Source organism: Dactylosporangium sp. NPDC006015 (assembly GCF_040614215.1).
Taxonomy (GTDB): Bacteria; Actinomycetota; Actinomycetes; order Mycobacteriales; family Micromonosporaceae; genus Dactylosporangium; species Dactylosporangium maewongense.
In genome coordinates this window covers 124,567-137,058 of record NZ_JBEXUD010000005.1, presented here as the reverse complement: position 1 = coordinate 137,058, position 12,492 = coordinate 124,567, and the positions used below count along the sequence as shown (strand labels likewise).

Below are 12,492 nucleotides of genomic sequence, written 5' to 3'. Positions count from 1 at the left end.
ATGCCCCCGCCGGACGAGGCCCGCCCGCACGCACCGGCCATGCGCGCCTCCGACGAGGACCGCCGGCGGGTGATCGACGCGCTCCAGCACCACACCCAGGCCGGCCGCCTCACCCTGGACGAGTTCGCCGACCGCTGCGACACCGTCCTCGCCGCGAAGACCCTCGCCGAGCTGCGCGCCGTCACCCACGACCTGCCGGCGCTCCCACCGGCACCGACGCCGGTGGCCGCGGGCACGTCGAACGACCGGCACGTGCTGTGGGTGTTCGCGATCGCGCTGGTCGCGGCCGTCCTGCTGGGCATCGTCTACGCCGCGTTCCACTGACCTCCTACGCCGTGGGCTGGTGGGTGGTGCCGTGCCAGGACCGCCACAGGGCGGCGTAGGCACCGCCGGCGGCCACCAGGTCGTCGTGGGTGCCGAGCTCGGTGATCCGGCCGTCCTCGACGACGGCGACCCGGTCCGCGTCGTGGGCGGAGAACAGCCGGTGCGCGATGGCGATGACGGTCCGCCCGTGCAGCGCGCCCGCCAGTGAACGCTCCAGGTGGCGGGCGGCACGGGGGTCGATGAGGGACGTCGCCTCGTCCAGGACCAGCGTGTGCGGGTCGGCGAGGACGAGCCGGGCCAGGGCGAGCTGCTGCGCCTGGGCCGGGGACAGCGGCGGCTCGCCGAGGACGGTGTCGAGGCCGGCGGGCAGGGCGTCGACCCAGTCGAGGGCGTCGACGGTGGCGAGCGCGTGCCGGAGGTCCGCGGTCGTCGCGGACGGGCGGGCGAGGACGAGGTTGTCGCGGACGGTCCCGAGGAAGACGTGGTGCTCCTGTGTGACGAGGGCGACATGCCGGCGCAGCGACGACAGCGGCAGGTCCGACAGCGGGACGCCGCCGATGGTGACGGTGCCGCCGCCCGGCGGGTAGATGCCGGCGAGGAGCCGGCCGAGGGTGGACTTGCCGGCGCCGGACGGGCCGACGATCGCGAGCCGTTCCCCGGGCCGGACCTCCAGGTCGATGCCGTGCAGGACGTCACGGCCGTCGACGTACGCGTACCGCACCCCTCGCGCGACGATCCGCTCGTCGGCGGGGACCGCGGCGGCACCGGTGGCGGGGACCGGCACCGACTGGACGCCGACGATCCGGGCGAACGAGGCGAACCCGACCTGCAGGTGGTCGAACCACGACAGGACCCGGTCGAGGGGGTCGATGAGCGCCAGGAAGTACAGGACGGCCGCGGTGACCTGACCGACCGTCGCCCACCCCTCCGCGACGAACCACCCGCCGGCGACGAGCGTGACCGCGCCCGGCAGCGCGTAGCCGAACTCCGTCAGCGGGAACCAGACGGTGCGCAGCTTCAGCGTGTACATGTTCCGGTCGTACAGGCCGCGCAGATGCTCCTGGGTGCGCTCGACCCGGCGCCGCCGCAGCCGCAGGACGTCCACGGTCCGGGCGCCCTCGACGGTCTCGGCGAGCCCGTCGGTCAGCTCGGCGAACGCGGCGCTGGACGCGAGGTATCCGGCCGGCGCCCGCCGGAAGTACCAGCGCGAAGCACCCCACAGGATCGGCACGGCGACGAGGGCCGGCAGCAGCAACAGCGGCGACACGAGCGCGACGGCGCCGATCGTCAGGATGACCTGCAGGATGCCGACGACGACCTCCGGCACGGCGAACCGGACCGTGTCCGAGGTCCCCTCGACGTCACGGGACGCGCGGGTGAGCAGGTCGCCGGTGCCGGCACGCTCCACCGTGGACGGCGGGACGGCGAGGACCCGGTCGACGAACTCCTCCCGCAGCGTCGCGAGGACCTGTTCGCCGAGGCGGGCGGAGGCGAGTCTGGCGTAGCGCACCAGTACCGACACGGCGACGACGAAACCGGTGATGGTGAGCGCGATCCGGTCGACGGTCCAGGTGGTGGTGCCGGCGGAGGTCTTCTCGACCAGGTCGCCCAGCAGGCGCGGGGTGACGAGGCCGGCGACCGCGGCGCTGACGTGCAGGGTGACGACCAGCGCCAGCATCCGCGGGTGCTCGCGGACGAGCCGCCGCAGGTACGCGCGGACCTCGGCGCCGGAGGCGACGGGCAGCAGCATCAGGCGTCCTCCTCCCTGGTGACGGTCGCGCTGTACGCGGGGCAGGTGGCGAGCAGCTCGCGGTGGGTGCCGGTGGCGGCGACCCGGCCGGTGGCGTCGACGAACGCGACCACGTCGGCCCGGTCCAGCAGCAGCGGGCTGGTGGTGCACACGACGGTGGTCCTGCCGGCGCGGGCGGCCGGCAGGCGCCGCGCGATGAGGGCCTCGGTGTGGGTGTCGACGGCGCTGGTGGGTTCGACGAGCACCAGGACCGGCGGGTCGAGGGCGAGCACGCGGGCGAGCCGCAGCCGCTGCTGCTGCCCGCCGGAGAAGTCGCGCCCCCGCTCGGCGATCTCCGTGTCGAGCCCGTCGGGGAGCGCGTCGACGATGTCCTGCGCCGCGGCCGTCTCCAGCGCGCCCAGCACGGCGGTGTCGCTCTGCGCGGTTTGGTGGCTTTTTGTGGTTTGGTTGCTTTTTGTGGTTCGGTTGCTGCCCAGCTCGTCGCGGAGCCGGCCGCGGAAGAGCCGGTCGTCGTTGTCGGCGACGACCACGTGCGACCTGACGTCGTCGATCCGCATGGTCCGCAGCGGCACGCCGAGCAGCCTCGCCTCCGACCCGGGGTCGAGCAGGCCGATCCGGTCGGCGATGGCCGCGGCGTGCTCGGGGCGGGCGGCGGCGATGGCGGTGAGCCGGCCGTGGCCCGCGGTGAAGCCCGACCCGGGGTCTTCGAGGTCGCCGTCGTGCGGCGCCTCCGGACGGGCGGGGTCGTGCAGTTCGGGCTCGACGCGCAGCAGCGACACGACCCGGCCGGCGGCGACGTGCCCGCGGGTCACCTTCTCCGCGACCTCGGTGAGCGTCCGCAGCGGGCTGACGAGGAACGCCGCGTACGCGTAGAACGCGACCAGCTCACCCGGCGTGATCTTGCCCGCAACGGCGAACCTGGCGCCGAGCCACGTGACCAGCGCGACGAACAGCCCCGGCAGCAGGATCTGGGCGCCTTCGAGGAGCGTCTCGACCTTCGCGACCCGGATGCCGGCGGCGCGCACCTGCTGCGATTCGGTCCTGTACCGCCCCGACACGACGTCCTCACCGCCGATGCCGCGCAGGATCCGCAGCCCCGACACGATGTCGGCGGCGCGGCCGGTGAGCGCGCCGGCGAGCTCCCGCTGCGCGCGGCGACGCTGGTGCAGCGGCTTGAGCAGCAGCCCGACAACGGCCACGAGCAGCGGCACGCCGATGACGACGACGAGCCCGAGCGGCACCGACACGTCGAGCAGCAGCACGGACACGACAACGATCGCGACGACGGCCCCACCACCGCGGGCGGTGACGTCCATCGCGTACCCGACATGGTCGAAGTCCGTGGTGCCGATGCTCACGACCTCGCCGGTGGCGACCTTCTTCGGCAGGGTCGCCCCGAGCCGCGTCGCGTGCCGGGCGGTGACCTGCATGGTCCGGAACCCGGCGGACAGGAAGTTCGTGACGGCGAACCGGTGCCGCATGATGCCGCTGACCGCGGTCACCGTCCCGAGCCCGAGCAGCGCCCCACCCGCCGCGCCCAGCGCACCCCGGTCATGGCTGGTCAACGCGTCGACCCCCGCACCGAGCGCCGCCGGCACGAGCGCCTGACTCACCATCCAGACGATCCCGAGCGCGATCCCCGCGATGATCGTCGGCAGCTGGTGCCGCAGCACCCATAGCAGAAACCGCGCGGCGGACCTGCTGTCAGGCTCCCCCGGCTCGTCGATCGGCAACCGTTTCATGGCCCGCCGACGGTAACCCGGAAGACCGGTCGGACGCCTTACATTTTCCGGCCGCCGGTCCGCCCCCGCGGCCCGTCCTCAGCGGTCGACCTCGGTGAAGTCCCACGCCTGCGGCCGCCGCGACACGAGATGCGACGGCGGGTCCGCGAACTCCTCAGGCGTGCTCCCCCGCCACTTCGCGATCACCACCAGCCGATGGTCCGTCGACGAGTACACCTCACTGCTGATGTGCAACGGATGCACCTCGACCTTGGGCAGCATCGCCTCACACACCCACGACAGCAGCTCGTCGAACGCCTCCGGGTGCGCCCGGACCTCCCACATGCGCACGATCACGGCGCTGGACTCTACTCCCATGCCACTCCCACCGTCCTTCCCGCTCCTGCCCACCATGCCACCCCACCGACCGCCCCCTGCGAGCCGCCTGCTCTGACTGGCCGGCCGCTGCGGCGGACTGGCTGCTCTGGCTGGTCGGCCCACTTCTGCGGACCGGCTGCTCCAGTGGGTCACGCCTCTTCTGCCAGCCGACCGCCCCGGCTGGCCGGACGATTCCTTCCCACCGGCCGCTCAACTGGTCCATCACTTCTGCCGGCCGACCGCTCCGATTGGTCGGGCTGCTCCTGACCAGCTGACCGCTCTGGCTCGCAGCCGCTCCCAGCGGACGCCGACTCCCACCGGTCCACACTTCCACCGCCCGGCCACTCCCACCGTCCACGTCGAGCCGCTCCCACCGATCAGCAGCTCCCGCCGATTCGCCACTCCCGCTGGCCGGCCAACCCCGCTGTTCAAGCTGCTCCCACCGGTCAACGACTCCCACCGATCGGCGACGCAGGCGGCTTCCACCGATCGGTCAGCTCACCGCTCTGCCACTCCCGCTGTCCAAGTCGAGTCGCTCCCACCGGTCTGCCCACCCCCGCCGGTCCGCCACTACCGCTGTTCAACCTGCACCCCGGCGGCCGGCAACTCCCGCCAGTCCAGCACTACCGCTGTTCGAGCTGCACCCGCCGGTCGGCCGCTCCTGCTGTTCGTGCTCCTCCCGCCGAACGGCCGCCCCCATCGAACAGCCACTCCACCAAACGGCTCCTCCCACCGAACAGCCGCCGAACAGCCGCTCCCGGCGAACGGTGGATTCCGCTGTGCAGGTCGAACGGCCGCTCCCGCCAAACGGGCTCCCCGCCGAACAGCCACTCCCGTCGAACAACTCCTCCCGCCAGACGGCCACTCGCCAGACGGCCACTCTCACCAGACGGCCACTCCCGTCGAACGGTGAATTCCGGCGGGCGGTCGCTTCCGCTGTGCAGGTCGGACGGCCGCTCCCGCCAAACGGCTCCCCCGCCGGACGGCCGCCCCGTCGAACGGTGGATTCCGGCGGGCGGTGGATTCCGCCGTGCAGGTCGAACGGCCGCTCCCGCCGAACGACTCCGCCCGCCGAACAGCCGTTCCCGCCAACGGCCGCTCCAACGCAAACGGCTCCGGCCGGCGGGCGGCCGTGCTCGCTGGGCGGTGGATTCCGCTGTGCAGGGGGCTGGTGGTCAGGCGGTGACGAGGGTGATCGGCATCGCGGAGTCGGTGGGCAGGGCGAGCCGGCCCGGGGTGGCGCCGGCGGCGACGAGGTGGGAGCCGAGGGCGGCGACCATGGCGCCGTTGTCGGTGCAGAGGTTGGGGCGCGGGACGCGCAGCGTGATGCCGTGCTTGTCGCAGCGCTCCTGGGCGAGGGCGCGGATGCGGGAATTGGCGGCGACGCCGCCGCCGATGACGAGGGTCCGCACGCCGCCGGCGAGGCAGGCGTCGACGGCCTTGGCGGTGAGCACGTCGCAGACCGCCTCCTGGAAGCTGGCGGCGACGTCGTTGACGGGGACCGGCTCGCCGGTGCGCTGCCGGGCCTCGACCCAGCGGGCGACCGCGGTCTTCAGGCCCGAGAACGAGAAGTCGAACCGGTGCTCGACCAGGTCCCGGGCGGCGGTCAGCCCGCGCGGGAACGGAATGACGATCTGCCCATCGCGGGCGGCGCGGTCGATCGGCGGGCCACCCGGGAACGGCAGCCCGAGCAGCCGCGCGACCTTGTCGAACGCCTCCCCCGCGGCGTCGTCGATGGTGGCGCCGAGCGGCTCGACCCGGCCGGCGAGGTCGTCGACCCGCAGCAGCGACGAGTGGCCGCCGGAGACGAGGAGCGCGATCGCCGGCTCGGGCAGCGGGCCGTGCTCGAGGGTGTCGACGGCGACGTGCGCGGCGAGGTGGTTGACGCCATAGATCGGTTTGCCGGCGGCGAGCGCATACGCCTTGGCCGCGGCGACACCGACGAGCAGCGCACCGGCGAGCCCGGGCCCGGCGGTGACGGCGATCGCGTCGACGTCGCCGAGCGTGATCCCCGCGGTGTCGAGGGCGCGCTGGACGGTCGGGACCATCGCCTCGAAGTGCGCGCGGCTGGCGACCTCGGGGACGACCCCGCCGAACCGCGCGTGCTCCTCCACGCTGGACGCGACCTCGTCGGCGAGCAGCGTGTGCCCGCGGACGATGCCGACGCCCGTCTCGTCGCAGGACGTCTCGATGCCGAGGACGAGGGGCTCAGTCTTCACGTCTCATCACCAACGCATCCGTGTTGCTCGGCTGGTAGTAGCCCTTGCGGACGCCGACACCTTCGAACCCGTAGCCGGCATACAGCTTCTGCGCGGGCAGGTTGTCGACGGCGACCTCGAGCAGCACCTGCTGGATGCCGTGCCGGGCCGCCTCGTCGAGCAGCGCCTCGAGCAGCCGCCGACCGATGCCCTGCCGCTGCGCGTCCTTGCGGACCCCGACATTCTGGATCCACGCCTCGTCGGGCGGGGCGAGGGCCAGCCCGGCATAGCCGACGACCCGCTCACTGTCGAGGGCCACGAGATAGTGGTGACCGTTGGCCAGCTCATTCCAGAACATGCCCGCGGACCAACGCTCCTCGCCGAACAGCTCGTCCTCGATCGGCAGCAGCGACTCGATGTGAAACCAGCGGAGCTCGGCCAGCTGGACGCTCACCGCAGCGCCGGCTTCCGCTCGCCGGGCGCGACGGCGTCGGGCCTGCGCAGGTAGAGCGGGACGAGCGCCTCGCTGGGCGCCTTGGACAGGACCCGGTCGGCGGCCAGCTCGGCGAGCGCCCGCGCGGACGGATACAGCAGCGGCAGCACCGGCAGGCCGAGCACATCGGCATACTTCCCGGCCCCGTCACCCGCCGCCGCGTCGACGACAATGCCTCCACCGGCGGCCACCGCGGCGGGCTTGTCGACGGCCGGGCCGGTGACGCGGGTGCCGTCGTGATAGACGGCCCAATAGATCTCCTTGCGGCGGGCGTCGGTGGCGACGAGGACGCGGCCGGGGAGGGGGTGGCCGATGCCGTCGAGGGAGCAGACGCCATAGACCGGGACGTCGAGGGCGTGGGCGAGGGCGGCGGCGGTGACCATGCCGGCGCGCAGGCCGGTGAACGGGCCGGGGCCGGTGCCGGCGACGACCGCGGCCAGGTCGCCGGGCGCCACCTGACCTTCGGCGAGGACCGCATGGATCTGCGGGGCGAGCAGCTCACCGTGGGCCTTGCCGTCGACGGTGACACGCTCGGCGACGACGGTGACCGCGAGCTCGTCGACGCGGACGAGCGCGGCCGTCACCGCGGGCGTCGAGGAGTCCACCACCATCACCAGCACGCCGCCAACTCTACCGACCGGGTCCGACACTTCCCGCGGTCGTCGTCCGCGTCAGTTAACAGGCCTGCAACGAGCCAGGCCTAGCATCGGCCGACATCGACCCGCGCGCGGCAGGGAGAGCGGTATGACTGAGCCGGTCCTGGTCGTGGACCTGGGGTCCTGGGCACTGTCCGCCGCCGTCGTCACGCGGGACCAGTTGCATCTCGTGCGGGATCCGGCGACCGGCGCCGCCCGCTGGCCCGGCGGGGCGAGCCTCGACCCGGCGAGCAAGCGGCTGGTCGCCGGGGAGCAGCTCAGGAACCAGCACCCCCGGCACTACGTCGACGGGGTGCGGCGGGCCGTCGACGCGAACGCCCCGATCTGGCTCGGCGACCAGCTGGTCAACGGCGCCGAGCTGGTCGCGGCGGCGCTCGACGCGGTCGTCCAGGAGGCGCGGCGGCAGCACGGCGACGTCAGGCGGCTCGCGGTGACGGTGCCGGCGGCGTATCGGACGCACGACCCGCGCAGGGAGATGCTGGTGACGGCCGCGGCGGTCGCCGGGTTCCCGGACGTGGAGCTGGTGCACGACCCGTCGGCGGCGGTCGCCGACCCGTTGGCGCAGCTGGACCTGCCCGACGGCGCGTATGTGCTGGTCTGCGACCTCGGGGCGACCTGGAGCGCCACGCTGACGCAGGTGCAGCGCGGGATGGCGGTGCCGTTGAGCCAGGAGAGCTCCGGCAGCGGGCGCGACCTCGACGTGGTGCTCGCCGCGGACCTGCGCGCCACCCTGGCGGAGTGGGTGGAGCCCGCGTTCGCGGCCGGCGGCGACACCAGCGTGCGGGCCAACTTCCACGCCCTCGACATCGTGCGCAGGCTCAAGCATCGGTTGAGCGAGGCGCCGGAGGCGACGGACCAGGTCGAGCCGGGAGCTCCGCCGTACACCATCCGCCGGAACCTCCTGGAGCAGCTGACCGAGCCGGCGAACCGATGGCTGATCGCCAGCTGCCGGGCGGTGGTCGCGCGCGCCGGGATCGTGCCGGCGGAGCTGGCGGCCGTGGTGCTCGACGGCGGCTGCTCGCACCTGCCGGGGGTGGCGCAGGCGCTGCACGCGGGGCTCGGCCGTCCGGTGACACGGCCGCCGGAGCCGGAGCTGGCGGTGCTGCGCGGCGCGGCCCGGCTGGCCGGCGACAGGGGGACGCGGACGCTGCCGGCGGACCCCGCGCCGTGGCGGGTCGAGCCGCTCGCGTGGACGGTCCCCGGCGGGCGGGGGCGGCTGGTGCGCTGGCTGGCGAAGGAGGGCGAGCCGTATCCGGCGGGCGCGCCGCTCGCGCAGGTCCGCACCGCCGACGACCGGGTCTTCGACCTCACCGCTGGACGCACCGGCGGGGTGCTGCTGGAGCACCGCGTGCCGGTCGGCGGCATGGTGGTGTCGGGCGCGGCCGCGGCGCACGTGCGGATCGTGCCGACCGCCGAACGGTTCCAGCTCGCGAAGCGGCACCACCTGCGGGTCGCGGGCGACTGGCTGCTGATGCCGGACCGCCGGATGCTGGTCGAGTGGTCGCGGACCGGCGAGTACGTGAAGGTCCGCGCGGTCGACAGCGGTGCGCTGGTCACGGAGCTGCGCCCCGGTCGCGGCGCGGGCCGCCCGCAGCACGGGCAGGTGGCGCTCGGCCCCAACCAGCAGCTGTCGCTGGTCACCTGGGACGCCGACGGGCACTTCGCCGTGTGGGACGTCCTGTCGGGGCGCATGACCAGCAGCTTCTCCGACGGGCACCGGCCCGACGCGGTCCTCGTCAACGAGGGCGAGTGGCGGCTCGTCGCGTCCGGTGAGGGTGCGGCGAGCGTCGGCCGGTACCGGCGGGACGTGGCCACCGTGTGGGACCTGGCGACCGGGGCTCGGCTCGACCGGATCGTCGGGGAGGACCTGATGCGGCGGTTCGCCGGCTACACGGGCACGAGCCGCGCGGACGCGTTCGCGACCGAGATGGCGAGCCCCGACGGGCGGCTGCGGGCTGCGGTGCTCGACGGCTCGGTGTGCGTGCGGGACGTCGAGACGGAGGCGGAGGTTTTCCGCGCGGACCTGTCGCCGGCGCGGCAGGTCCGGACCGCGTTCTGCCACCAGGGGCGGCACCTGCTGGCCCGCCGGACCGACGACGAAGGCACATCGATCGACGTCTGGGAAGTCCTGCAGCCCGCCTAGGCTTCAGCGCTGCTTCATGGCGTTTTCTTCGCCGGTACGAGATGTGCCACCCGGGCGGGCCAGCCGGCGCCGTGCGGGACGACGGTGACGGTGCGCGTGTCGTCGTCGTGGCGGGTCAGGCGCAGCTCGAGGTGGTCGTCGGCGAGGTGCTCGACGAACCCCTCTCCCCATTCGACGAGCGTCACCGAGTCCTCGACGGTGGCGTCGAGGTCGAGGGCGTCGAGCTCCCCGATGGGGTCCTTGACGTCGCCGAGGCGGTACGCGTCGACGTGCACCATCGCGGGGCGCCCGGCGACGACGGGACGGTGCACGCGGGCGATCACGAACGTGGGCGACGTCACCGCGCCCTGCACGTCCAGCCCTTTGCCGATCCCCTGCGCGAGCGCCGTCTTGCCGGCGCCGAGCGGTCCGGTGAGCAGCACGATGTCCCCGGCGTGGAGGACCGCGGCGAGCTTCCGCCCGAACTCGTGCGTGTCGGCGGCTGTCGGCAGCTGTACCGCTTGCGTCACCGGTCCTGGACCCTTTTCAGGAACGTCTCGATGGCGTCGTTGACCTCTTCGGCGTGCTCGAGCATCACGACGTGCCCGCCGTCGGCGACGACGACCAGCTCCGCCTCCGGCAGCACCGCGGCGATCTCGCGGGTGTGGGTGAGCGGGGTGAGCACGTCCCGGTCGCCGCAGACGAGCAGCACCGGCACCTTGCGCAGCGGCCCGAGGACCAGCAGCCGGGCGTGGGTGTAGAGGGTCCGCAGGTACCGCGCGATCACGTCCGTCGACGTGGTGGTGTTCATCTTCTCGACGTACGAGACGAGGGCGGGGCTCGGGCGGGCGGTGCCGAAGCCGTACCGGCGGGTCAGCAGCCACGCGAGGTCGGTGGACGCCCGCCGGGCGCGGTCGACGACACCGGAGCTGATCGGTCCGGCGATGCCGACGACCGGCAGCAGCGGCCGCTTGAACTTCGCGACCACCTCCGGCAGGCCGAACGTGACCTGGTCCAGCTTGCCGGCGGACGTGGAGATCAGCACGACGGCGTCGACCCGCGACTCGAACAGCTCCGGGACCTGCTCGGCCAGCGCCATGATGGTCATGCCGCCCATGGAGTGGCCGATCAGGACGACCCGGCCGGTCGGGGCGGCCGCCTGCAGGACCGCGCGGAGCCCCGCGCCGAGGGCGTCGAGGGAGTACTCGCCCTTGCGGAGCTTCCCGGAGCGGCCGTGGCCCGGCTGGTCGTAGAAGATCATGCGGTGCTTGCCCTCCAGCGCCCTGCGCTGGAAGTGGAACGTGCCCATGTCGAGGCAGAACCCGTGCACGAACACCAGCGTGGGCGCGTCGTCCGGCCCGTCCTCCGGCCCGTCCACGATCTCGACGTGCAGCTCGATGCCGTCGTCGGTGGTGACGGTCAGCTCCTCGTCGGAGTCCCAGACGCCGAACTCCTCGTCGGCGTAGACGTCGTCGGCGCTCTTGGACCGGTGCACGAGGTACCGCTCGGTCGCGACCCCGGCGGCGACACCGGCGGCGGCCACACCGAGGATCGCGCCGATGATCCCGACCTTCCGGCGCCGGCTGCTCTTCTCGACCTCGCTACCCGTCATGCGCTCTCTCCCAGGTACACCCGCGGCGTTCTGTTGCTGCCCATCCGCGTGACGATCTCGTAGTTGATCGTGTCGGCGGCCACGGCCCAGTCGTCGGCGGTCGGCTCCCCGCGCGTGCCGGCGCCGAAGAGCACGGCCTCGTCGCCCGCGCGGACGTCGTCGTCGCCGCAGTCCACGACGATCTGGTCCATGCACACCCGTCCGACGACCCGGCGCACCTTCCCGCCGATGTGGACGAGCCCGCGGCTGCTCGCCGAGCGTGGCACCCCGTCGGCGTACCCGACCGGCACCAGCGCCAGGTTGGTGTCCTTGAGAATCTTGTACGTGTGGCCGTACGACACGCCTTCGCCGGCTTGGACGGCCTTCACCAGCGCCACGCGCGCATGGACACTCATCGCGGGCCGCAGGTCAGGCGCGCCACCCGGAATCGGCGAGAGTCCATACGTGGACAAACCCACTCGAACCAGCTCAAAGTGGCTCTCGGGCAGCGTGAGCGCCGCCGCGGAGTTCGCGAAGTGCCGCAGCGGCGGCTCGACCCCCAGCCCGGCCGCCACGTCGAGCGCCTCGTCGAACGCCAGCTGCTGCCGCAGAATCGACGGGTGCCCCGGCTCGTCCGCGCACGCGAAGTGACTCCAGATCGCCGCGATCTCCACGTCCCCGTCGGCCTGCGCCTTCGCCGCCGCCGTGACCAACGCCGGCCAGTCCCCGCGCCCCGCCCCGTTCCGCGACAACCCCGTGTCGATCTTCAGATGCACCGCCGCGACCCGCCGCACCTTCCGCGCCGCGTCCACGATCTCGTCCAGCGCGTCGATCGACGACGCCGACAGGTCCACGTCCGCCGCGACCGCCTCGCCCAGCGGCCGCCCGGGACTGTGCAACCACGAAAGGATCTTCACCCCGCCGCCGGCGCCGTGCTCACGCAGCGCCAGCGCCTCGTCGAGCGTGGCGGTGCCGAGCCAGGTCGCCCCGCCCCGCACAGCGGCCTCCGCGACGCGCAGCATGCCGTGCCCATACGCATCGGCCTTCACGACGCTCATCAGGGCCGTCCCAGGCCGCAGCATCCCCTTGAGGGTCGCCACGTTGTGCCGGATCGCGTCGAGGTCGATCCGGACCTGAGCCTGCCACATGCGCCTAAGCCTAAGCGGTGCCCCCACCACCCGGCTCAACCCCAGTTCCCGGCCAGCGGGCGAACACGCAGCGTGACTGGGATCGGCGTGTCGGGGCGGATTGCCGGAGGG

The 12,492-nt window shown here is 73.4% G+C and carries 11 protein-coding genes; 2 read left to right on the top strand and 9 right to left on the bottom strand.

Annotated elements, in window-relative coordinates:
- Complete coding sequence (locus tag ABZ321_RS11300) at positions 1-324, top strand: DUF1707 domain-containing protein (RefSeq protein ID WP_354890840.1); 324 nt, start codon at positions 1-3, stop codon at positions 322-324.
- A 4-nt stretch (positions 325-328) separates the two neighbouring features.
- Here the strand turns inward: ABZ321_RS11300 and ABZ321_RS11295 are convergent, their stop codons facing one another.
- From ABZ321_RS11295 to tsaB, 6 genes are all read right to left on the bottom strand, one after another.
- Positions 329-2,074 (bottom strand): ABC transporter ATP-binding protein, encoded by a 1,746-nt coding sequence (locus tag ABZ321_RS11295; RefSeq protein ID WP_344501797.1) that lies wholly within the window; start codon positions 2,072-2,074, stop codon positions 329-331.
- Positions 2,074-3,816, bottom strand: a complete 1,743-nt coding sequence (locus ABZ321_RS11290; RefSeq protein ID WP_354890839.1) for an ABC transporter ATP-binding protein — start codon at positions 3,814-3,816, stop codon at positions 2,074-2,076. Before ABZ321_RS11290 ends, ABZ321_RS11295 begins: the two co-directional genes overlap by 1 nt.
- Positions 3,817-3,894: 78 nt before the next feature.
- Positions 3,895-4,152, bottom strand: a complete 258-nt coding sequence (locus tag ABZ321_RS11285) for a hypothetical protein (protein WP_344501918.1) — start codon at positions 4,150-4,152, stop codon at positions 3,895-3,897.
- Between the two features lie 1,196 nt (positions 4,153-5,348).
- On the bottom strand, positions 5,349-6,392 hold the full coding sequence (gene tsaD, locus ABZ321_RS11280; protein WP_354890838.1) for a tRNA (adenosine(37)-N6)-threonylcarbamoyltransferase complex transferase subunit TsaD: 1,044 nt from the start codon (positions 6,390-6,392) through the stop codon (positions 5,349-5,351).
- Entirely contained in the window at positions 6,382-6,825 is a 444-nt protein-coding gene (rimI, locus tag ABZ321_RS11275) for a ribosomal protein S18-alanine N-acetyltransferase (protein WP_354890837.1), read from the bottom strand. Before rimI ends, tsaD begins: the two co-directional genes overlap by 11 nt.
- A complete protein-coding gene (tsaB, locus tag ABZ321_RS11270) occupies positions 6,822-7,484 on the bottom strand; it encodes a tRNA (adenosine(37)-N6)-threonylcarbamoyltransferase complex dimerization subunit type 1 TsaB (protein ID WP_354890836.1) in 663 nt (220 codons plus the stop codon). Before tsaB ends, rimI begins: the two co-directional genes overlap by 4 nt.
- A gap of 124 nt (positions 7,485-7,608) precedes the next feature.
- Here tsaB and ABZ321_RS11265 point away from each other — a divergent pair, with 124 nt between their 5' ends.
- On the top strand, positions 7,609-9,663 hold the full coding sequence (locus ABZ321_RS11265) for an Hsp70 family protein (protein WP_344501802.1): 2,055 nt from the start codon (positions 7,609-7,611) through the stop codon (positions 9,661-9,663).
- A 14-nt stretch (positions 9,664-9,677) separates the two neighbouring features.
- Here the strand turns inward: ABZ321_RS11265 and tsaE are convergent, their stop codons facing one another.
- Genes tsaE through alr form a run of 3 tightly spaced genes read right to left on the bottom strand, consistent with a single transcriptional unit; the run spans position 9,678 to position 12,381 of the window.
- Entirely contained in the window at positions 9,678-10,172 is a 495-nt protein-coding gene (gene tsaE / locus ABZ321_RS11260) for a tRNA (adenosine(37)-N6)-threonylcarbamoyltransferase complex ATPase subunit type 1 TsaE (protein ID WP_354890835.1), read from the bottom strand.
- Positions 10,169-11,254, bottom strand: coding sequence for an alpha/beta hydrolase (locus ABZ321_RS11255; protein ID WP_344501804.1), 1,086 nt, complete (start codon positions 11,252-11,254; stop codon positions 10,169-10,171). The genes tsaE and ABZ321_RS11255 overlap by 4 nt, the downstream gene beginning before the upstream one ends.
- Positions 11,251-12,381 (bottom strand): alanine racemase, encoded by a 1,131-nt coding sequence (gene alr, locus ABZ321_RS11250; protein WP_354890834.1) that lies wholly within the window; start codon positions 12,379-12,381, stop codon positions 11,251-11,253. The genes ABZ321_RS11255 and alr overlap by 4 nt, the downstream gene beginning before the upstream one ends.
- Between the last annotated feature and the right edge of the window lie 111 nt (positions 12,382-12,492).

Excerpts from the sequence above, each read along its gene's own strand:
- ABZ321_RS11300 (WP_354890840.1), top strand. The coding sequence starts at position 1 with ATGCCCCCGCCGGACGAGGCCCGCCCGCACGCACCGGCCATGCGCGCC.
- ABZ321_RS11295 (WP_344501797.1), bottom strand. The coding sequence starts at position 2,074 with ATGCTGCTGCCCGTCGCCTCCGGCGCCGAGGTCCGCGCGTACCTGCGG.
- ABZ321_RS11290 (WP_354890839.1), bottom strand. The coding sequence starts at position 3,816 with ATGAAACGGTTGCCGATCGACGAGCCGGGGGAGCCTGACAGCAGGTCC.
- ABZ321_RS11265 (WP_344501802.1), top strand. The coding sequence starts at position 7,609 with ATGACTGAGCCGGTCCTGGTCGTGGACCTGGGGTCCTGGGCACTGTCC.
- ABZ321_RS11255 (WP_344501804.1), bottom strand. The coding sequence starts at position 11,254 with ATGACGGGTAGCGAGGTCGAGAAGAGCAGCCGGCGCCGGAAGGTCGGG.
- alr (WP_354890834.1), bottom strand. The coding sequence starts at position 12,381 with ATGTGGCAGGCTCAGGTCCGGATCGACCTCGACGCGATCCGGCACAAC.